This is a genomic window from Nostoc sp. CALU 546 (assembly GCF_048836525.1).
The window spans coordinates 71,104-91,889 of record NZ_JAWJTF010000027.1; the positions used below are offsets into that span (position 1 = coordinate 71,104).

Sequence of the window (20,786 nt, forward strand, 5' to 3'; positions counted from 1 at the left end):
CCCTGCTCCCATTGACAAATGACAAATGACAAATGACAAATGACTAAATTCGGTGTTATTGTTTTTCCCGGTTCTAATTGCGATCGCGATGTTGCTTATGTAACTAGAGATTTGCTTTTACAACCCACTCGCATGGTTTGGCATCAAGAAACAGATATTGCTGATTTGGATGTCGTGATTATCCCTGGTGGCTTTAGTTACGGGGATTATTTGCGTTGTGGTGCGATCGCCCGGTTTTCGCCCGTGATGCAGCAGGTTATTGAACACGCCCAAAAGGGTAAGTTTGTCCTCGGTATTTGCAATGGTTTTCAGGTATTAACTGAAGCTGGACTTTTGCCAGGAGTGTTAACCAGAAATCGTGATTTGCATTTTATCTGCGATCGCGTCCCTTTGAAAGTTGAGCGTACTAATCTCTCATGGACTCAATCTTATACCACTGGTGAAGTTATTACTTTACCTATTGCCCACGGAGAGGGGCGATTCTATGCCGATGAAGCCACTCTCGCAGAAATTGAAGATAACGGGCAAGTTTTGTTTCGTTATGAAGGGGAGAATCCCAACGGTTCGCTGAACAATATTGCCGGGATTTGCGATCGTCGGGGCAATGTGTTGGGGATGATGCCGCACCCAGAAAGGGCGTCAGACGCAATGCTGGGGGGTAATGATGGCTTGAGGTTGTTCCAAGGCTTGCTAGAGAAGGTGGCGGCGTTGGCTTAAAGTTGATGTTCGCGCCTCTGATAGCAAACAAAGGGCGTTGCATATTTGCAGAATGATTTTGATAATTTTGTGGGATGGGCGTTTTGCCTGTCCCTTAAATTTATAATTTAGATTTTCATACTAATACTTTTCTACATCTGGTATTTCTAAACTTAGTAAAGTATCTACAATTACTATACTATCCAAACTGACTTGATAAATTGCTAGTTACACGAACAAAATAAGGCATAGCAAATTTATCCAAGCAGGTAGATTATCTGATGACTATTCCAGAGTCAATTAAACAATTCATTAAATGGATACAAGGTTTTGACCATCATATTTTACAAAATGAAGATGATATAAAAGAAAAGTTTATTTTTCCAATGTTTAAGCATCTCTGTTATCCAGAGAAATGTCATCGTGAATACCCTTTGGCAAAAAATAAATCAGGAAACTATGATATTTATTATGATAATGCTGAGATTTATTTTACAACAGATGATGCTAAGGATCAAAATACAGATACATCACTTATTTTTATTAAAGTAATAGAACCAGATAAAACTAAATTAAATGATGCTATTGAAAAAGCTAGATTTTATAGTAACAATTTCAACCCACTATTTTTTGTTGTCACTAATGGATACATAATAAATGTTTTTAAACGTCTACATTACTATAAGGAAGAATTGGTATTTGATATAAATATAGATGCACTTAAAAATAATGATATCGCCTCAGACTTTTATAATAAACTAAATTTTAATTTGGTTAAAAATATTGATAAAAATACAGCAGATTTTTTAATAAATACTAAATCTAACTTAATAGAAAAGTTTCTCGGATGCCATCCAGATTTACAGGATGTTTTAGAAAAATGTGATTTTGAGCCTTGCATAATGCGAGAAGGCTATCGCTTAGTTGTTGTAAAACCAAAAGTAGCGATCGCATGTAATTTACCCAAAGCTTTTGCAGAAGGTAATTGTGAAATACAATTCAGCAGTATTCTTTTTAGAGGTTTAAAAATTAACTTAAATCATCAAGAGATTTTAGGTCAATTAATGACTGGATTGTACACCCAGGTAGATTGGGAATGTCGTCGGTTTTTGAAACAGTTAGATAAAAATAACTTTAAAGTAATTTTAGGTCAAACAACAGTTATTTTGTCGAAATTAGAAGTAGCAGACTTGTGTTTGTGTGTTGATGAAGTTTGTCAAGAATATAAAAACTCAATAATAAAATTTGAAAATGCTTTAGAAACATGGAACTTTGAATTCGTAAAATTTTCAGAAAGTCGAGGTTTTATCCTTTTTTCTGTAAGACAAGAATTATGGGATTTAATGCAGCAGTTTGCTAATGAATTTGATTATACAAAAGGCAAGTCAAAATGGCATCTATTCCATAGAGAAGGTATATTAATTCGAGTGAGCCGAGGAATTCGCGACCATACATTTATCTTCCCAAAATTAGATAGAGACTTATCTTTATTGTCTAATAATCAAATTAATATAATCTACGAGCTAAATAATATTAATTTTCAATCTATTGAAACAGGTAAATTAACTTTATGGCAGCAAGATATAGGGGTACGGGGAACCTGGACAGCTAGATATACCAAAAAGTGGTTATTAGAGAAATATATTCCAAAAGTTATTAATTATTACTCAGATAAGTCTCAACTATCTGAAGCTGAATTGCTAGCAAAAATAACAAATTACACAAGCAATCGTATGTTGATTCAAGAAGTTGATAATATCATAAATTTAGCACCTTATCTTCGCGACATACAATCTTGGCTACATTTATATGTGGAAAATATTGCTGCTTCACTGTTAAAACCATATTACCAAGCCTATACAAATTTGGTGCGTAATACGGATTCTTCCATAACAGGCATAGACTATATTATCGGAAATTTGCGTAAAGTTGAGTGGAAAAATACGCAAGAAGAAAATTATAGCAATTTCAAAGATTGGAAAAACTTGACTTTTAAATATGCTATAGATTGCTTAGATGAACAAGTAGCAAGAATAAATAATACTGAATACGAGAATAGTTTTAATGCAGATTTTATAACTCGAATATTTATTTGGATTATAGAAAATGGGAAAATCTCTTTTTCACAAGCTCAATTAAATGCTGCTAAAGAGGCTCTGCTACCACTTTGGGAACAAAGTCGCTTTGAAATGCGCCATGTGTATCCTAACCGATAAAGCTACATAATCTGCTGTAAATTTAACACAAATCCAGGTAGTACATTTTCTCCTGATAAAATAGCAGGATTGTCTAATACCTCTACATCTTTACCTGGACGATAAATTTCTACTCGCTTGTTTTTCCTATCAATTAACCAGCCTAATTGAGCGCCATTTTCGATATATTCTTGCATTTTCTCTTGCAATTCTTTCAAAGAATCAGTGCGAGAACGCAACTCTACTACAAAATCAGGACAAATCGGGGCAAATTTTTCTTGTTGTTCTGGGGTTAAAGCATTCCAACGCTCAATTTTTACCCAAGAAGCATCAGGAGAACGTTCTGCACCATTGGGCAGTGTAAAACCAGTTGAAGAGTCAAAAACTTCGCCTAAATTACTCTCAGAATTCCAAATATCTAATTGAGTACTAATTTTAACATTACGTCTACCAGTATCACTACCTGTAGGTGGCATAATTAATATTTCCCCTGATGCTGTACGCTCAAATCGATAATCGCGGTTTTTCTGACACATTTGGAAAAATTGCTCATCAGTCAAGTCAATTTTCAATTTGAGTGTAGAAGGGAAAGTGGTTGTAGTGGCGTTCATAGGCTATTTTGAGCATCTTACTTTCTAGTGTAGTGCTGTGTGGGGTGCGTAGGCGTAGCCCGTCGTAGACATCGCTGCCAGGAGATAATGGAGTGCGATCGCACTTTACCTATTAAATAAATTTGTCTGCCCATTCGGTGCAGCTTTACCCAGATAGATTTGCTTAGATCCCTTAGGAATGTTAATCCAGTCGAGGTCTTCTAGGCGATTTATCAAATTAGAAATTGTGACACCAAGTTGGTCTTTCATTGCATAAAGATGTTTCCAGTTAGTTAAATCACGTCCTTTTCGTGTAGCCTCTAGAATGTGTATAGGCATTAACAGACAACTAGCAAAAAACTGAGCTTGCCATTCAATATTTCCTAACTGGCTATTCATATTTATCTGGCTAATTTTAGCGTCTACAGTGCGGCATAAAAAATATCTCGTGACATCTTCTAGTCCTAGATTTAATTCTAACTGTTCTGTAAACCCGTCAGCTTCATCTTGATTGACATGGAGTATCCAGTGTCCAATTTCATGAGCTATTGTCGATTGTTCAAATCCTCCATTTAGATTAGGAATTAATTCATTGAGTACAATCTTTCTCTCCAATGGGAGAATTTTAGCCACTATTGACCCTTGAGTATCAGGAGGTATGCTTTGCCTGTCAATCATTATTCCCAAAGCATCAGCAGCACGACTAGCCTCAAAAGGCCACTTTGGAGGAAAATTCTCAACCTCCATAATTCTTAAAACTTCATTAGCTTTCAACTCAATTTGTTCTTTGCTATAAAATTGATATTTTTTGAAGATGTTCATTTTTTACTCCTCACATTCTTGACTCATAACCAATACTTTATTCGTTGAGATTCTGATTCCATACTTCCAGGGAATATTTGCTTAGAACCTTTAGGAATATAAATCCATCCAATATCTTGCAGCCTATTTATGAGATTAGATATTGTTACACCAAGCTCATCTTTAATTATATAAAGATGTTTCCAATTAGTTAGATCACGCCCTTTGCTTATTTTTTGCAATACATGGCGAGGCATTAACAGACAGCTTGCAAAATACTGGGCTTGCCATTCAATCTTATCAAGCTGACTACTAGCAATATATTTATCAAGTGGCTCACTAGCACTACGACAGAAGAATGGACTATTAGTTTCTTTAATGTCATTATTTATATCTGTTTGTTCCCATAAAGCTTCATTTTCATTCTTGTTAACATGAAGTAACCAATGTCCTATTTCGTGAGCAATTGTTGATTCTGTAAAAGCTCCTAGAACTTCTGGAATATCATTATTTATCAAAATTGTACGTTCTAAAGGTAAAATCATAGCTATGATCAATCCCCGCTCATCAGGAGATATTTGTGCATGACAAATACTCAAATTTAAAAAGTCACATACCCTAGTAGTATCGATAGATAATTTCGGGGCATATTGAGATGAAATTTGTATACGACTTAGAAGATCATTCGCTATGTTTTCAATCTCATATTTAGAATAGAAGCGATTTTGAAGCTTTGCTACCTTATCTCTGAGTTCAGCATTTTCTTTTTGTAGTCTTGCAATTTGCTCATCTCTTGCGTTAACTAAAGAATCAATACCCGGACTTTCTCTCATTCGACGAAATAAAGCAGGCATTTCTTTGTAGTTCGCCTTAACCAATTCTTCAAAAGCATCCGAGTCACGTTGAGTCATACGTCCAGCTAGGTAGATCAGCTCCTCTGCATTCAAACTGAGATGTTCTGCTAACGAGCGGATCACCTTCTCGCTTGGTTCAACGTGGTCGTTTTCTAGTTTGGACAAATAGGTGTAGTCCACCCCTACTTTTACGGCTAGCTCACGCTGACTCAATCCCTTTTTTCTACGAGCTTGCCAAATACACCTGCCAAAACTCTGACTCTCTTGTTTATCCATAATTACATTCAACTGCCTAACGCATTTCCTGAAGCATAAATAATAATAAGCCTTCTATCGGTTTGAGTGATAGTAGGCTAAAAGCCTTATTTGACAAAGCTTTTCAGGAGTTGCTGGGCTATAAGTTATCCAAAATTTTTAGCCTTTGAATCACTCATAGATAGATAATACCAGTGTTGAAAATAAAATTCAACATTTGTTTTGAATGAATTAAATAGTTGACAACAATTGTGCAGGTTGCATAATATGGTTCAATACTGAACAACTTATATCTTGCCTTGTTGAAATTGTATGGCAATTCAGGCGGTTGTACTGATGTTCATTGAGTTATATTTCGTTACACAAGAGCAAAAGCATGAATAAACAATCGTTGAACCCTGAACAACTGAGTTTTTCTATTGGTAGACCTCTACCAGTTCTGCTTGAAGAAATTCAAAAATCAAGCCGCAATCCACAACTCATAAAGGCTGCCGAACAGATGCTAGAAGGCTTACATACCTTGGAAATGGCAACCGAGGTTGGTGTATATACAGCAATCTACGAAATCCTAACCAAGTAAAACTTTTTTCTCTGCTAAATTCTGGGGTTTGACATCAATGAGCCAAAATTGGCTACCATTTGTCAGTTACAACTTATGGTTGCAGTACTCTCCACCCATAGGGAAAGAACACTTACACTGTGACATGAAACGAGGTTTTACAAAAGCGCGATCGCGAGAACCTGCGGTTGCAGCAATCTTGGCAAGTGATAGCACTCCTGTGCGAATTGGACTACTAGCACAAAAGGGAGTTTATGAGTTTCATGAAAACTCCCCGATGTTACATCAAGAAGACGCTGTAGAACAAATGATAGAGATTCTGGAATTGCGGAAAGAGTCAGATTTGGTTCAGCAGCGAGTACTTCAAATACTGACAAACTACCAGCAAAATCCAATTCTTGCTGAGAAGAAAATTATTCAACTTAGCCGAGGTGATGAGGGTTTTCCAGAACCAATTCTGATTAAGCAGGGTAATCAATCTTTTAACTTCTTTGCTGCGATTGACTGCATTTTTGCCGAAGAAGATGATACTTTGCACATTTTAGATTTCAAAACTGGCCACTCTGATTTTGATCGGCGACAAGGGTATATTTATTTACTAGCTGCTAGTTACCGATACCCCCAGCAAAAAGCAGTAGCGTCTTTTTATAACTTAGAAAATGGTAACTGGTCAGAACCTATCAGCGCAACACCTAACACTCTTAAGGCTTTTCAGATAGAACTCGCTTTAATAGCTCAACGACATCAAGAGGAATTGAGACGCTACCGTAAAAATTCTGCTGATTTCAGTCAAATATTTCCCCAAAATCCGGGTGTAAGTTGTCGCTACTGTTCGTTTAACTCAATTTGTGAATTTACTATATCAGAGGTTTCTACATGACTGCTGGTGTGCTTCAATCCCCCTTAAAAACTAATATATCCCCAATATTTTTGGCAGAGATATTTTTACTAAATATTCCTCAACCTAACTTAATCTGCTTTCGACTGACTCCCAGAATAGATACTGAAATAGGAAATCGCTTAGGTTGGCGGTTTAGTCAGAAATTTCCTGATATTATGGCCATCTTTGCAGATGGTAATTTCTGGGTTTTAGCTAAACCTGATCAAGCAATGCCAAGTTTAGATGAATGGCGAAAAGCTTTAACAGAAATTCAAGAGGAATTGAAAAAAGATATTGGCGATCGCTATTATTCAATTCAATGGGTAAGCCAACCACAGATATCTGCTGATATCCTTTCTGAACTAGCTATAAGAATATTAAAAATTAGACGGACATTTTCATATTTTAGTATTCCATTTAACAAAATTGAAGTTAGACGAGAAGCCAAATTTTGGGCGGAAGCAATTGAAATTAAAAACATTTCACACCCAGCTATTGCTATAACCATTCGCAGTTCTTTTGTATTCAAAGGTAAATTATCTGATTTTTACGAAAATCATCCTTATAGACAAAATCCAAAAGATTTATTAATTGGTTTAAATGTTCGAGATATAGAAAAAAACAGTTCAGCTACTATTGTAGATATTGAAGGAACTATTGGTGAGCGTGAAGAAGAATTACTCAACTATAAGCCTGCATCAACCAGTGAAATCGCTATTCGTGAAGCACCGAGAGATGAACCTGTTGTACTTGTGCAATTTGGTAAGAATAAAAAACGGTATCCTTATGCAATGGCCGCTCTTATTCCCTGTATCACAGAGGATACTGCCAAACAATTTGATGTAAACTATGGGGATTTACTCAAAGAAGCTAAGATTCCTTATCAAGAGCGGCAAAATAGTTTGGCTTCATACAAAAAAGAAGCTGCACTAGCTTTAAGTATTTATGGATTTGTGTTATCGGAAACCTGTATTAATAGCAGAAAGAGCGGTAATTTCTCTGAATTATTCCTGCCACTAAAATTTAAGCTTGAAGATACTCAACTTCTATTTGGAAAAGATAAATATGGTCAAAATTTTATAAGTAGGAGAGGAGATGTCCTTAAAGGACTATCACAAGGAGGTGTTTATCGTCGTCAAGCTCAATATGAAGATAAAGCAACACCGATTCGCATTACAGCTTTGAAGCTTTGTGATTTGAAGGTAGATCCTTTTATCAGGGAAGTTCAGAAACGTCTCAATTACTATGGGTTTGAAACCATAATTGTTCATCGAGTTGGTGTATCAGTAAGTAGTTCAAGCATCTCTGATGATAGAGAAAAAGTTGAGCAAGCTATTAATGAATTAATGGCGATTCCTACTGACATTGTTTTGACATTTCTCCCTCAGAGCGATCGCCATGCTGATAATAGTGATGATGGTAGCTTTTATTCTTTTATTTCTTCACGTTTACTTCGGCGTGAAATTGCTAGTCAAGTAATTTATGAAGATACATTAAAAAATACTAGTAATTATGGTAATATCCTTCATCAGATAATTCCAGGAATTCTCGCAAAATTAGGAAACTTACCCTTTATTTTAGCTGAACCTTTAGAAATTGCTGATTATTTTATCGGATTTGATGTTTCCCGAATTTCTAAAAAGAAAGGATTTGGAAGTAGAAATGTCTGTGCGAGTGTGCGTCTATATGATAAGCGAGGGGAGTTTATTCGTTTCCGACTAGAAGATGCTTTAACAGAGGGTGAAACAATTGATAAACGAACGCTAGAGAGGTTTTTACCATCTGCTGAATTAAGACAAAAAACTGTACTAATTTACCGTGATGGACGTTTTTGTGGTGATGAAATAAAGAATTTAAGAGAAAGAGCAAAAGTTATTGGTTCAAAGTTTATTTTGGTAGAGTGTGTAAAATCTCAGATTCCACGACTATATAAATTTCAGCAGTCTGTAGTGACAGCACCAACTAAAGGATTAGCTCTTCGCTTATCGCCCTATGAAGTAATTTTGGTCACTACTGAAGTTAAGTCTGAGAAAATGGGTTTACCTTATCCTCTGCGTTTAAAGGTTATTCCCGATCCTGAACATGAACAGCAAGTATCAATTGAAAGTTTAATAGAAGCTACACTTAAACTGACATTGCTACATCACGGGGCGTTGAAAGAACCTCGCTTACCCGTCCCATTATACGGTTCTGACAAAATAGCTTATCGGCGGTTACAAGGAATTGCTCCAGGTACAGTGGAAGGCGATCGCCAGTTTTGGCTCTAGAACTAAATATTACAGGTATTTGGCGATCGCTATTCTCATACTAAAAATACGATCATCGCCAATCTTAGCTGACACCAGCGAAGACTTGAAATAGATTTGAGGTTGTAGATGTGGTAAAACTTGGCACAAATCTTGCAATAAAGAATTCGAGACATTCATTAGTAAAAAAATTTGAAACTGCCTTGAAAAAGACTGATTTTTAAATTTTGGATTTTTAATGAGACAACAGCAACGCTCAACCTGCTTTGATTAAGCTTCCTTCAGTTAGGGTAACTCCGTTAAATAAGCAGTGGTGCAAATCGACCTCGGTCAGGTCTACTTCCGTGAAATCAACATCACTTAGATCAGTTTTGTACAAAATAGCTTTGGCAAGACTGCTATGACTCAGGTCTGTATTGCTCAAATTTGCCCCAGTCAGGTTTGCACCACTGAGATTTGCCCCAGCCAAGTTCGCACCACTAAGGTTGGTATAACGCAAGTCTGCTCCAGCCAAGTTTGCACCACTGAGATCAGCATCATGCAAATCTGCTAAACGCAAGTCTGCTTTCACAAGGCTTCCCTTATGCAAATCTACCTGACTGAGAGTTGCCCGTATCAAGTTAGCAGCCTTGAGATTAGCCAAAATCAGATTTGCTCCACTGAAGTCGGTTCTCCAGAGAGCCGCCGCAGTCAAATTTGCTTCGATCAGGTTTGCTCCGCGCAGGTTGGCATGTGATAAAGTCGCGTTAGCCAAGTTAGCTCGAACCAAATTGATTCCAGCTAAACACACCTCGCTAAGGTTAACTAAGTGCAGGCTTACTTGAGTGAAATTTCTCTCTCCTGCACAATAACGTTTGAGAAGTTCATCAGCATCCATACAGCCCGATTCCCAAATCTCCATTTTTCACCGGAAAATTACAGTATCCAATTGATTCTGAATTTTGAATTTTGGATTCTTCTTCAACAACGATCGCACACAGGACGAATATGCCAAAAAAGCCGTTATCAGTTTGTTTTGCTTAAGCGTGGCAAGATGCCTCACTAATCCACGCTTAAGCAGCGACTAATCTAGCGCTCTATTTACGTACTAGGTTGAGCAGTTCTTTAGGAGAAGCAAGCAAGTCAATCGCTACAAAGAATATTTTGCCTTGGGGATCTAGCAAAAACCGCCATGCAATATTCATCCCCACACTAGCACCGAACCAAGGGGTTTGGACTTTACCGGTGATTTTAAGTTGGGTGTAGCCATCTTCCACTGGCTCAGATACACCGCGCTCTGGGATCATCTTCAATCCCTGGCATTCTTCACGCATGTAAGCCCGGATTGCCTCTTGACCAACAATCGGTCTTTCAAAGGGAGGTTGCAAAGCACCTTCAGAGGTAAACAGAGAAACCGCAGCATCAAAGTCATTGGCATTCATGTTGTTGATGTAGCCCAACACCGTCGGATTGTCTACACCCTCGATGGTGACTTTAGTCCGAAACGCTGGTGCAGTGGGAGGAGCTACCGGTTCTGAAACTTTTTTGTAACTGCCAGGAGCGTTCGGGTCGAATCCCATGCTAATTACGGTATTGCGTAGGATTGTGATTTGTTGACCGGAATCAGCATTGCGGATTGCTTGCAACACGTCAGCAGCTTTGGGAGAAAGTTTGTAGCCTTCTGGGATAGGAGCAACGATTCCTTGGGCCATCCATTCTCCTAACTGATACCAGAAGCCCAACTTGATATTCACGGTGAAAGATGCATAGGAACGGCAGAGGGGAGTGTCAGCACGGTTAGCCAAATCGTACATGACTTGCGTTTGAGCCTCAAAAGGCATCTGCTTAATTTGTTCGAGTAAGCCTTGTGCGAGGATCATGTTGGCTGCTCCAGGAGCCGCAACTGTAATACTTCTACCCATCTCGGTATAGGCAAACCAGAGTAATGCTAGTTGATCTTCAGCATTCAGCTTAGAGAAGGATTCAACAACGGTTGGAACAACATCAGCAACTAGGGTTCCGGGAAAAATACTTTGAGCCGACTGGATGGTAAAAGACATAGCAGAAATTCCAAAAAGAAAATTACAGTTCTATCGAATGTGAAAAATCAAATGTGCAAAGCACAGAGGAGAAATACGTTTAGCTGTTAACAAAGGCACTTAGCTGTTTTTGCCTCACCTGCGATAGCTTGCTTCCCCGTAGGATTACAAGCCTCACAACCCGTCGTAGATATTGCTAGGCATAGCAATTCTGTTGCCGTTGAGTTTGGATACTCGGCAAAGCAAATTGCAGGCTCAACTGTATAGTTATTTAGAAAGCCTTGATTAACAGTGGTTTAACGCATTGAATTTGATTTTGTATCTTTATGTAAAGAAACATAACAATTTCGTTACAAATAAGCAATACTTTCTCAGCCATACATTAATAACTTCTGTTTATATAAACGATAAGTTTTATTAAACACAATTAGTACCGTTGTGTGTATTCACTTTTAAGAGCGTAGGCGTAGCCGACCATAGACATCGCCTACTTCTCGCACAAATCCGAATACCCTACTTACTTAGTACGGTTCTTACTACTTTTTTCAGTGTGTCAAGTAGTTGCAAAAAATATTTACAATAGTTATTGTTTGTTTACAGAAAACAAAAATAAGGAGTAAAAGATGACAAGTAAAGGTTTTACCATTAATGAACGTGGGCAACTCAACAGATTTGCGATTGAACCCAAGGTTTATGTTGATGAAACCCCACGGACAGGCTTCACCGAATATGCCGAAAAACTCAATGGTCGTTTGGCAATGATTGGTTTTGTCTCACTCATAGCTTTGGAAGTGATCACCGGACACGGTTTGATTGGATGGCTAACCAACCTTTAGAGAAGAAACCTTGAGATTTACGAATTTTCTTCAGTTGACAAATAAAACAATTTAGAGGCAAGCTTATGAAAACTGATTTTGATTATCCCAAAAAAGATTTGATTGGGCCCGTTGTTTTTAGACCTGATTTCAACAACTTTGAGACTATCAATGCAAATCAAGCCTGGTCATTATTTTTCACCGCCGGTCAAGACGACAAGGGATTGGGACAAGAAGTTGAATTTGGCAGATTTTTCACTAACCTTTTAGCTGCCATTGGAGTAACTGGAATTCTTTGGGCGATTTACTTCAGCCAATTATGATGAGCAAGTTTGTTGATTTCTAGTCAGTGGTAACTTCAATGGAGGTCTTGGATTTGGATACCAGGACTTCTTTTCAGTTTTCAATAGGTCTAAAAAACTCCGTTTAGCTTTGGAAAAAGTTTGATGTTGATTGGATTTATAAAGCTTCCCAATTTGTCACGGTATTGCGGATACGTGGGTTTAGAAGTAGCACAAATTGTTTCCAAATATCTTGCAGTTCAAAGTAAAACCTATGTAATTCAAAATAGAAGGATATTGATATATCAACTTTTAAAATCTGGTCTGGATTCTCATACAGCAGATCGAACTATTTCTGTACTAATATCAAGTCCGGTTTTACAATTAACCAACAAAAATCAGTGTGCGATTAACTTTACGCGAAAGTAACTTTGAAGGAGGCAGGAGGCAGGAGGCAGGAGGCAGGAGGCAGAAGGCAGGAGGCAGAAGGCAGGAGGCAGAAAGTTTTACCTCAGTTGGGGATTCAAACCTCTCCTGAAAAAGAGCCACCAAATTGAAAATTTGGAGTTCTTGTCTTAAACCCTTGCTCTCTATGTTTGCGGCAGGAAACAGATAGCGCAGCGGTAGCTCAGGAGAGGAGCGTCGGGCAATTATCGTCCTGCCTCCTGCCCTCTGCCTCCTGCTTTCCTCGATAAAAGGGATTGAGGATTAGAGCAGAGGTGACAGGTAACAGGGAATAATCTGTACCCTATTCCCTATTCCCTATTCCCTATTCCCTATTCCCTTCTTCAATTCAACGCAAACAACGAATCGCCTCTAATAGACCTCTAGCTTTATTCAGCGTCTCTTCATATTCTTTCTCTGGCTCAGAATCAGCCACCAAGCCTGCGCCGGCTTGTACGCTCACCGTATTATCATGCACTACCATTGTGCGGATTGCGATCGCAGTATTTAATTGTCCTTCAAAATCGTAATATCCATACACACCGGAATAAACACCCCGACGACTAGATTCTAATTCGTGGATAATCTCCATCGCCCTAATTTTGGGTGCGCCGCTTACCGTACCGGCTGGGAAGGAAGCTTTCAGTAAATCCCATGCTGTTTTACCAAGTGCTAATTTACCCACAACATTGCTGACAATGTGCATCACATGGGAGTAGCGCTCAACTACCATTAATTCATCAACTTTGACGCTACCACTTTCACAAACACGCCCCAAATCATTCCGCCCTAAATCCACAAGCATCACGTGTTCGGCAATTTCCTTGGGGTCTTGGAGTAAATCTTGAGCATAGGCTGCATCTTCCTGAGTAGTTTTACCCCGTGGACGTGTCCCAGCAATTGGCCGTACCGTTGCTATCACTCCACCATCTGCATCGGTTTCGGCTTTCACCATCACTTCTGGACTAGAACCGATAATTTGCCAATCTTGGAAGTTAAAGTAAGCCATGTAAGGCGAAGGATTTACCTGTCGTAGGGAACGATAAAGAGCAAAAGGGTCGCCTGTGTATGTTGTTGATAGTCGCTGAGAAATTACTACTTGGAAAATATCACCTGCTTTAATGTAATCTTTCGCCTTTTCAACACTGGCACAAAAATCAGGGCGGGTAAAATTACTCTTATACTCCTCTGTCCCTCTGCTCCCCTGCTCCTCTGCTCCTCTACTCCCTGGCGGATTCCATTCCAATCTAGTTTTTTCGGGCGATAGTGGTAGAGATAGCTTTTCGAGCATTTGGGTGACGCGATCGCTAGCTTGTTGATATGCTGCTTTTAAATCTACATTCGGGTCACGTAAATCAGCGTAAGCGATCGCCCAAATTTTCCGCTTCACCTGGTCAAAAATCAATAGGTGGTCTACCTGCATCCACAATCCATCAGGGATATTTCGCTCATCTGGTGGATAAATTGGTACACGCGGCTCAATCCAGTGAATCAATTCATAGCCCCAAAACCCAAACAAACCGCCAATTCCTGGCGGTAGCTGCGGTAATTTTACTGGGTGATAAGGTGCTAAACATTCAGCTAAAGCTGTAAAAGGGTCGCCAGCAAAAACGACCTGTGAACCATCGCGGTTTTTCTGAGTCGTGCGATCGCCTCTTGCTTCCAAAACCCATACCGGATCGCACCCCACTAAACTATAGCGTCCTAGTTTTTCCCCACCTTCTATGGATTCCAACAAAAAGCTATAAGGCTGACCCGCACAAACTTTATACCAAGCAGATACGGGCGTATCTAAATCCGCCACCCATTCTTGATACACGGGAACAAAGTTACCTTGTAGAGCTAGCTGAGAAAATTCGGAGAAATCGGGGAATACCATAAATACTTAAGGGATTGGGCATGGGGAATGGGGCATGGGACATTGGGCATGGGGAATGGGGCATGGGGAATGGGGCATGGGGCATTGGGAAGAATTTTGTTTATAATTCCCAGTCCCCAGTCCCCAGTCCCCAATCCCTAGTCCCCAGTCCCCAGTCCCAAATCCCTAGTCCCTATACGTCGTGGGTAGCTTTACCACTAAACTTGAGTTGTGATGGATTGGGGTTTTGCCCAATGCTGCGTGGGACATAACGCACTTTTTCACGACCTTCATTTACTTTTTCGGGGAAGACACCATCAGCTGGGTGAAGTAAGGTAGTTTCTCCGTTGGGTAAAATCCGGTAAACTTTGTAGTCTGTGATTTTGAGTTTGCGAAGTTGCTGACCGCCCAAAAAGATGCCATATTCTTTACGAGCTATATACAGCAGGTTTTCACCTTTCCGCATAACAGCAGCACCACCTGTAGGCAATTCAAATACTTGCTCTTTCGGGCTAGTCCAAGTGATAGCGTACTTTTCTTCAACTTGTGCTTTGTTTAGCAAGCCACCAGTGCTGCCAGCAAATAGCGGGGTTTGTCCAGAGAGTGTTTCTGCCATAAAGTCGATTCTCTCAACGTTTTTAGGGAATCCTAACACTGCAACCAGGATCATATTGCGATCGCGTCATAGACTGTAACAGTTTTTAGTCATTAGTCATTAGTCATTAGTCCTTTGTTAAAAACCAATGCCCAATGCCCAATGCCCCAGTACCCAATCCCCAATCCCTATTTACTCTTGACTTTTGTCCGCTTTTCCTCTTGGCTACTCTGAACAATTGGGATGGTGAAGTGAAACTGACTACCCTGATCTTTGCCAGTTGACTCTGCCCAAATTTCCCCACCCCAGCCGTTAACAATTTGACGGCAAATTGCTAAACCAAGTCCAGTTCCACCAGTAGTACGACGTAGCGCTCCCTCTTCTTGATAGAAGCGGTCAAAAACTACTTCTAATCGATTCGGTTCAATGCCGCGTCCAGTGTCAACTACACTCACCTCGACCATCTGACGGCTGTTGTAAATCGCTTTAATGGTGATTTCTCCTTGGGGTGGCGTAAATTTAAAAGCATTGTCCATGAGTTTTGCCAGTACCTCTACTAACCAATCACCGTCTGCTCTTACCAAAGGTAGGTTTTCGGCAATTTGAGTTTTAACTTGGGGCGGCTTTTCCGTTGAGGAACGCGTGCGATTTCGGCTAAGTGCTAAATCCACACATTCTTGTAAGGTGAGGGATTCTGGGTGCCATTCCACCCGGCCGCTTTCCAAGTTGGAAAGTGTGAGGAAATCTTGTACCAGTTTTCGCATCCGTTCCGAGTCGGAAAGAGCGGTGTTGAGCATGATCTGCTGCAACTCCAAGGGCATATCCGGTTCGGTAGCGAGACTTTCTAGGCACACTTGAATTGTGGATAGGGGGGTACGCAGTTCATGTCCGGTAATGGCTATGAGGTTGCTGCGGGTGCGGTCTAGAGCTTCTAGCTGCTGGTTAAGTTCTTCTAGGTTAGCATAAGCTTCTGCTTGGATAAGAGCTGCTCCTACTTGGGTAGCGATCGCTTCTACCAGATCCAATTCCCCAGGTTGGCACTCGTGCGGTGGCATCCGACAATAGTGCAATTCCACAATGCCCAATAATCGCCCCTGATAAAACACTGGTTCCATCAGCCAAGAACGAATGGCAAATTTTTTGGCAATCAAGGAAAGTCCTGGCGAATTATTAACACGAGGGTCATTCAGCGTATCGCTAATACAAACACCTTCTCCTTGTTCCACTATGTCCCGAAATAGGGAATTTTGCTCTAACTCCCAGGTTTGCCCACGAACAGATAAAACACCGGGTGTCAAAAATTCGTGTTCAATTATGGCTTGGCTATCTGTGGCTTGAGCGCGGTAAATTAAACAGCGACAAGCTTCTAGGTGTTGTCCTAATTCTTGTGCCGCCACCTGAAGAACTTCATGAGGATCGAGCGATCGCCGAATGGCAGTACTAATTGAGTTGACTAATCGTTCTTTTCGTGCTTGGGCAGCAATGGAACGGTAGGCTTTGTGCAATTTGTACTGACTAGCTTGCAAATAAGTTACTAAGCGCTGCACAAAAGGATCTGTATCAATGTCACAAGCATATTCATTGTCCTGTTCGGCTCCAGAGTGGTTGCGCGGCTCCCCGATGCCAAACCTCTGACGTGCTTGTTGAATTTTACTTGCCAGTTCTGGTCTGTAAACTAAAATCCTGTCTAACAGCAATTCGGCGGCTTTGAGGCTAACTCCCCTTTCCGATGTCCAAATTCCCTCAAATCTTCGCGCTGTATCGATATCCAGATTAGGGCTTAGTTCCGTTAATGGCTTGTTTTTGGCAATAGAACCAAGGTTTTCCCGACAAACCAGACAAGTAGCATAATTGTCAGCAATCACTACCAAGTGCCACTCTTGACTTAAGCCATCCGTTGGCTCAAAAGCGACTTTTTCGTAGTGTTCTGAACTGTTGGCGAAATCCGTTTCTGGAGCAGATAATACGTATATTTGATTACTTCGTAAGGCTAGTCGCTGGTAGCGATGAGCTTCTTGGCGGTAGAATCGCTCTCGCTGGAAACTAGCAATTACAAGGGGTTGAGCTAAAGTCGCAGCCAAAACTTGATCTTCCATCGCGTGGGAGAGCGCCGTTAATGAAGCCTTAAAATATAGCTGGGGCCGCAAGTAGGGTAGGGACTTTAGCAGATCACTCAGCACAGAAGTCGAAATGCTCATGAATTATTGTTAAACGCTCAACCTCGACAAGATCCACGTCACAGCTGCATTGTACAAATTCCAAGGGACTCTCAAGTTAAATAGACAGTTGCAATATGTAAAGAACGCTAAAAAGCGCTTTTCACTAAAGCAGGCGTAACACTTCGTTACCAACTAGGAGAGTGCGTACAACTTGATTTGTTGATTGACAACCTACTAAGCCCAATATACATTCTCGCCCAACTTTGCCATTTGCTTGCACAGGTAAAATCTTTCAGGAGTAAGTACTAAAACACTAATTATTGTATGGTTTTAACTACTGTGTTTATTAATTACCACTGCTCATTGACATTCACATAATTTAGCCCATGATTAGTGATTAAATTTAATAAATTAATTAATTATCATAATTTAGTCTAATCAAATACCAAATATATTTAAAACAAAATTGTATAATAGATATGGAACAAATGCTCTGTATACCAATGAAAACTCTGAATGTAGCATTTTTTCTGAGTATACTATATAACTTGTGTCTCTGAAAGTTCAACGACTAATGAATTATCTCAAAACCCTCAGTTTTCAGTCTTGACTTGAGCCTTATAGAATATAAAATTATCAATATTTGTTTATATAGATTTGACCGCTGCTATTTTCTTAGCAGTGTGTAAGGATTATTTTGGCTCCAATGGCTCAAACGAGTTTTAGACAGCGTCTTTTTTCGGAAGTTGTGAGGATCAACAAGAAGGAGAGAGATGGGGGGCAGGGGAAAATCCCATACTTAAAAGCAGGGGTAAGATAATTGACCTGACTTTGCACCTTGTGTCTCTCTACGAGATGCTGTTTTTTGTTTAGACTGTGTGTCTTGACCCAAATCTTTCTTTTTTCAACCTGAATAAATCTAGTTGCTCTGTCCCAAAGCAAAAGGGTATTTTTTCTTTCCCCGCTGCCTCTTGCGTAAAAGACCTCTACTCAAAAGATCACAAAAATATAGACCTGTACACGGAACTTTGGCTCATGACACCGGATACATTAATGACCCCGGAAAAAATTTTCCTGGATGGAAAAACTTTTATTCCTGCCGAACAATTACCTATTCCTGAGTGGCCTTGTGTTGTGAGTGAAAGACCACAACCGACACTGACGGTTAAAGATGATGATTTATTTTTTGTGACAGATACTATCGGGAATATTTCTGGCTGTTCCCTCAACGATGGCAATCCCAGCATGGGACTGTTTTGTTGTGATACGAGATTTCTCAATCGCTTGGAGCTGCAAATTGAAGGGCGATCGCCTGTACTCCTCAGTAGTACTGCTGAAAAAGGGTTTTCACTCTCAATTTTGTGTACTAACCCCAGAATCGACGAACGCCTGAAAGCCGAAACTATCGGAATTCGCCGAGAAATAGTTCTGAATGGAGCGCTATTTGAAGAAATAGAAGTATCTAACTACAGCACAACCACTGTCAATTTTGAACTAAGTATCAGCTTTGATGCGGATTTTGTTGATTTATTTGAAGTCCGGGGCTATGACAGAGAAAAACGAGGTCGGCTTTTACGTCTAGTGGAACCGACGGCTGAAGAAGGAACATTTTCTCAGGTCGATAGCGTTGCGCCTGTACACAAAGAGCCATCCGCCCCTAAAGAAGAATCCTTGACACTCGCCTATCAAGGTTTGGATGGCTCGGTGATGGAATCCCGAATTCTATTCCAGCATCGGCAACCAGACTATTTCAAAGGGTACACTGCGGTTTGGCAGCTAGAGTTAGCTTCTCACGAAACTCAAAAGCTGGGCTACCGAGTGAATATGTTGAGAAACAACCAGTCCAGTTCAACCGTGAGCGCCGCCACTACCTTAGGACAAGCGAAAGCTGCTGAGTGGATGGAGGAGCAACACTGGGTACAACAAATTACCCGCATTAGCTCAGATAAGAGTACCTTCAATCGAGTGATTGAGCGGGCTGAACAAGATATGTATTTGTTGCGCCAATCTTTTGGGAAGCATAAGACTGTTTCCGCCGGAGTGCCGTGGTTTTCGACACTATTTGGGCGAGATTCGCTGATTACAGCTTCTCAAACCCTGATGTTAAACTCGCAAATCGCCAAGGAAACCCTGATATTACTTGCGACATACCAAGGTAAAATCGACGACGAATGGCGCGAAGAAGAACCGGGTAAGATTTTGCACGAGTTACGTTTAGGAGAAATGGCTCGTTGTCAAGAAATTCCCCATACACCTTACTACGGTACAGTTGATGCCACTCCTCTGTGGCTGCTGCTCTATGCCGAACATTATGCTTGGACTCACGATCAAGAACTCCTAGAGCAACTTTGGCCCAATGCTCTAGCAGCAATGGAGTGGATCGATCGCAACACCAAACAAACCAGCTACCTGAGTTACTTCCGTACATCTAAACGCGGTCTTGCTAACCAAGGTTGGAAAGACTCTGGCGACTGTATCGTAAACCACAAGGGAGAATTAGCCAACGGCCCAATTGCCCTTTGTGAGGTGCAAGCTTATGTTTATGCTGCAAAAATGCGCCTAGCAGAAATAGCTAGGATGAAAAAGCGGCTTGATTTGGCAGATCGTTGGCAAGAAGAGGCCAGAAATCTTAAGGTTCGTTTTAATAGAGATTTTTGGGTGGAAGACCAAGATTTCTGCGCCTTGGCTTTGGATGGAGATGGCAAGCCAGTAGACAGTATTACCTCAAATCCTGGGCATTGTCTGCATTTGGGACTCTTCACAGACGAAAAAGCTCATAGTGTAGCAGAACGGTTGCGGGCACCAGATATGTTTAATGGTTGGGGCATTCGGACTCTGAGTAGTTTGTCACCCGCTTATAATCCGATGGGTTATCACATTGGTTCGGTTTGGCCCCATGATAACGCTCTGATTGCAATGGGATTGCGATCGCTCGGTCTGATCGATCAAGCCTTAGAAATATTCCAAGGTTTATTTGACATGACTGAGCAACAACCCTATCAACGTCCTCCAGAACTTTTTTGCGGCTACGAACGGAACGGTGATAATGCTCCTGTGCAGTATCCAGTTGCCTGCACTCCCCAAGCTTGGGCTACTGGTAGTATCTTCCAACTACTGCAAATGATGGTGAACTTGGTGCCTGATGCTCAAAATAACTGCTTGCGAATAATCGACCCCGCTTTGCCAGAATCGATTAATCGTCTGTCATTTCATAATTTGCGAGTCGGCCCCACCATCCTCGATTTGGAATTCGAGCGTTCTGGAACTACGACTGCTTGTCGCGTTGCGAAAAAACGGGGCAACTTGCGGGTAGTTATCGAAGCTTAGAAAGGGAGTAGGGAGTGGGGCAATACTTGTCGGGTTTTGGGGAAAAGGGTAAGGGGAAAGGGGAAAGAAAAAACCTTTAACCTTTACCCTTTTCCCCTTACCCAATTCCGAGTTCAAAATGCTTTACCCAAGCAGTATTGGGGAGTGGGGAATTTACTACTCCCTATTTTCAGTAAATCGCAAAGTTTTGCTAAAGAGCGATCGCTAAGTAGA

Annotated in this window: 17 protein-coding genes; 8 read left to right on the top strand and 9 right to left on the bottom strand. The window is 40.5% G+C overall.

Annotation, left to right across the window (positions count from 1 at the left end):
- The first annotated feature begins 39 nt into the window (after positions 1-39).
- Complete coding sequence (purQ, locus tag RRG12_RS15855) at positions 40-717, top strand: phosphoribosylformylglycinamidine synthase subunit PurQ (protein WP_069068177.1); 678 nt, start codon at positions 40-42, stop codon at positions 715-717.
- 260 nt (positions 718-977) lie between these two features.
- Positions 978-2,912: a hypothetical protein gene (locus RRG12_RS15860; protein WP_420759950.1), complete on the top strand. Its 1,935-nt coding sequence runs from the start codon at positions 978-980 to the stop codon at positions 2,910-2,912.
- A gap of 2 nt (positions 2,913-2,914) precedes the next feature.
- On the opposite strand, the gene RRG12_RS15865 is transcribed toward RRG12_RS15860, so the two are convergent.
- The 3 genes from RRG12_RS15865 to RRG12_RS15875 all read right to left on the bottom strand — a co-directional run bounded on the left by RRG12_RS15865 (position 2,915) and on the right by RRG12_RS15875 (position 5,412).
- The gene (locus RRG12_RS15865; RefSeq protein ID WP_420759951.1) at positions 2,915-3,502 is read right to left on the bottom strand and encodes a Uma2 family endonuclease; all 588 of its coding nucleotides are present in this window, start codon (positions 3,500-3,502) and stop codon (positions 2,915-2,917) included.
- Between the two features lie 105 nt (positions 3,503-3,607).
- Positions 3,608-4,303, bottom strand: coding sequence for an ImmA/IrrE family metallo-endopeptidase (locus tag RRG12_RS15870; protein ID WP_420759952.1), 696 nt, complete (start codon positions 4,301-4,303; stop codon positions 3,608-3,610).
- Positions 4,304-4,326: 23 nt separating this feature from the next.
- The gene (locus tag RRG12_RS15875; protein WP_420759953.1) at positions 4,327-5,412 is read right to left on the bottom strand and encodes a helix-turn-helix domain-containing protein; all 1,086 of its coding nucleotides are present in this window, start codon (positions 5,410-5,412) and stop codon (positions 4,327-4,329) included.
- A 355-nt stretch (positions 5,413-5,767) separates the two neighbouring features.
- Here RRG12_RS15875 and RRG12_RS15880 point away from each other — a divergent pair, with 355 nt between their 5' ends.
- Genes RRG12_RS15880 through RRG12_RS15890 form a run of 3 tightly spaced genes read left to right on the top strand, consistent with a single transcriptional unit; the run spans position 5,768 to position 9,097 of the window.
- The gene (locus tag RRG12_RS15880) at positions 5,768-5,971 is read left to right on the top strand and encodes a hypothetical protein (RefSeq protein WP_420759954.1); all 204 of its coding nucleotides are present in this window, start codon (positions 5,768-5,770) and stop codon (positions 5,969-5,971) included.
- Positions 5,972-6,008: 37 nt separating this feature from the next.
- Positions 6,009-6,830 (top strand): PD-(D/E)XK nuclease family protein, encoded by an 822-nt coding sequence (locus RRG12_RS15885; protein ID WP_420759955.1) that lies wholly within the window; start codon positions 6,009-6,011, stop codon positions 6,828-6,830.
- Positions 6,827-9,097 (top strand): Piwi domain-containing protein, encoded by a 2,271-nt coding sequence (locus RRG12_RS15890; RefSeq protein ID WP_420759956.1) that lies wholly within the window; start codon positions 6,827-6,829, stop codon positions 9,095-9,097. Before RRG12_RS15885 ends, RRG12_RS15890 begins: the two co-directional genes overlap by 4 nt.
- Before the next feature lie 9 nt (positions 9,098-9,106).
- On the opposite strand, the gene RRG12_RS15895 is transcribed toward RRG12_RS15890, so the two are convergent.
- The 3 genes from RRG12_RS15895 to RRG12_RS15905 form a co-directional block, all read right to left on the bottom strand.
- On the bottom strand, positions 9,107-9,256 hold the full coding sequence (locus RRG12_RS15895) for a hypothetical protein (protein ID WP_420759957.1): 150 nt from the start codon (positions 9,254-9,256) through the stop codon (positions 9,107-9,109).
- A 76-nt stretch (positions 9,257-9,332) separates the two neighbouring features.
- Positions 9,333-9,977, bottom strand: a complete 645-nt coding sequence (locus tag RRG12_RS15900) for a pentapeptide repeat-containing protein (RefSeq protein ID WP_420759958.1) — start codon at positions 9,975-9,977, stop codon at positions 9,333-9,335.
- Positions 9,978-10,152: 175 nt separating this feature from the next.
- Entirely contained in the window at positions 10,153-11,115 is a 963-nt protein-coding gene (locus tag RRG12_RS15905) for an orange carotenoid protein N-terminal domain-containing protein (protein ID WP_069068173.1), read from the bottom strand.
- A gap of 602 nt (positions 11,116-11,717) precedes the next feature.
- Here RRG12_RS15905 and RRG12_RS15910 point away from each other — a divergent pair.
- Together RRG12_RS15910 and RRG12_RS15915 are read left to right on the top strand one after the other, a co-directional pair.
- Positions 11,718-11,930 carry a high light inducible protein gene (locus RRG12_RS15910; RefSeq protein WP_069068172.1) on the top strand — a complete coding sequence of 71 codons (213 nt, stop codon included), beginning with the start codon at positions 11,718-11,720 and terminating at the stop codon, positions 11,928-11,930.
- Between the two features lie 65 nt (positions 11,931-11,995).
- A complete protein-coding gene (locus RRG12_RS15915) occupies positions 11,996-12,232 on the top strand; it encodes a hypothetical protein (RefSeq protein ID WP_069068171.1) in 237 nt (78 codons plus the stop codon).
- Between the two features lie 751 nt (positions 12,233-12,983).
- Here the strand turns inward: RRG12_RS15915 and trpE are convergent.
- The 3 genes from trpE to RRG12_RS15930 all read right to left on the bottom strand — a co-directional run bounded on the left by trpE (position 12,984) and on the right by RRG12_RS15930 (position 17,285).
- Positions 12,984-14,513, bottom strand: a complete 1,530-nt coding sequence (gene trpE / locus RRG12_RS15920; RefSeq protein ID WP_420759959.1) for an anthranilate synthase component I — start codon at positions 14,511-14,513, stop codon at positions 12,984-12,986.
- Between the two features lie 172 nt (positions 14,514-14,685).
- Entirely contained in the window at positions 14,686-15,108 is a 423-nt protein-coding gene (locus tag RRG12_RS15925; protein WP_069068168.1) for a photosystem I reaction center subunit II PsaD, read from the bottom strand.
- 167 nt (positions 15,109-15,275) lie between these two features.
- Positions 15,276-17,285, bottom strand: coding sequence for a DICT sensory domain-containing protein (locus RRG12_RS15930; protein ID WP_069068167.1), 2,010 nt, complete (start codon positions 17,283-17,285; stop codon positions 15,276-15,278).
- Positions 17,286-18,281: 996 nt separating this feature from the next.
- Here RRG12_RS15930 and RRG12_RS15935 point away from each other — a divergent pair.
- Positions 18,282-20,573: a glycogen debranching N-terminal domain-containing protein gene (locus RRG12_RS15935; RefSeq protein WP_420759960.1), complete on the top strand. Its 2,292-nt coding sequence runs from the start codon at positions 18,282-18,284 to the stop codon at positions 20,571-20,573.
- Positions 20,574-20,786: the final 213 nt, after the last annotated feature.

Bases quoted from the DNA above. Each gene is read 5' to 3' on its own strand.
- purQ (WP_069068177.1), top strand. From the start codon at position 40: ATGACTAAATTCGGTGTTATTGTTTTTCCCGGTTCTAATTGCGATCGC.
- RRG12_RS15860 (WP_420759950.1), top strand. From the start codon at position 978: ATGACTATTCCAGAGTCAATTAAACAATTCATTAAATGGATACAAGGT.
- RRG12_RS15865 (WP_420759951.1), bottom strand. From the start codon at position 3,502: ATGAACGCCACTACAACCACTTTCCCTTCTACACTCAAATTGAAAATT.
- RRG12_RS15870 (WP_420759952.1), bottom strand. From the start codon at position 4,303: ATGAACATCTTCAAAAAATATCAATTTTATAGCAAAGAACAAATTGAG.
- RRG12_RS15875 (WP_420759953.1), bottom strand. From the start codon at position 5,412: ATGGATAAACAAGAGAGTCAGAGTTTTGGCAGGTGTATTTGGCAAGCT.
- RRG12_RS15880 (WP_420759954.1), top strand. From the start codon at position 5,768: ATGAATAAACAATCGTTGAACCCTGAACAACTGAGTTTTTCTATTGGT.
- RRG12_RS15885 (WP_420759955.1), top strand. From the start codon at position 6,009: ATGAGCCAAAATTGGCTACCATTTGTCAGTTACAACTTATGGTTGCAG.
- RRG12_RS15890 (WP_420759956.1), top strand. From the start codon at position 6,827: ATGACTGCTGGTGTGCTTCAATCCCCCTTAAAAACTAATATATCCCCA.
- RRG12_RS15895 (WP_420759957.1), bottom strand. From the start codon at position 9,256: ATGAATGTCTCGAATTCTTTATTGCAAGATTTGTGCCAAGTTTTACCA.
- RRG12_RS15900 (WP_420759958.1), bottom strand. From the start codon at position 9,977: ATGGAGATTTGGGAATCGGGCTGTATGGATGCTGATGAACTTCTCAAA.
- RRG12_RS15905 (WP_069068173.1), bottom strand. From the start codon at position 11,115: ATGTCTTTTACCATCCAGTCGGCTCAAAGTATTTTTCCCGGAACCCTA.
- RRG12_RS15910 (WP_069068172.1), top strand. From the start codon at position 11,718: ATGACAAGTAAAGGTTTTACCATTAATGAACGTGGGCAACTCAACAGA.
- RRG12_RS15915 (WP_069068171.1), top strand. From the start codon at position 11,996: ATGAAAACTGATTTTGATTATCCCAAAAAAGATTTGATTGGGCCCGTT.
- trpE (WP_420759959.1), bottom strand. From the start codon at position 14,513: ATGGTATTCCCCGATTTCTCCGAATTTTCTCAGCTAGCTCTACAAGGT.
- RRG12_RS15925 (WP_069068168.1), bottom strand. From the start codon at position 15,108: ATGGCAGAAACACTCTCTGGACAAACCCCGCTATTTGCTGGCAGCACT.
- RRG12_RS15930 (WP_069068167.1), bottom strand. From the start codon at position 17,285: ATGAGCATTTCGACTTCTGTGCTGAGTGATCTGCTAAAGTCCCTACCC.
- RRG12_RS15935 (WP_420759960.1), top strand. From the start codon at position 18,282: ATGACACCGGATACATTAATGACCCCGGAAAAAATTTTCCTGGATGGA.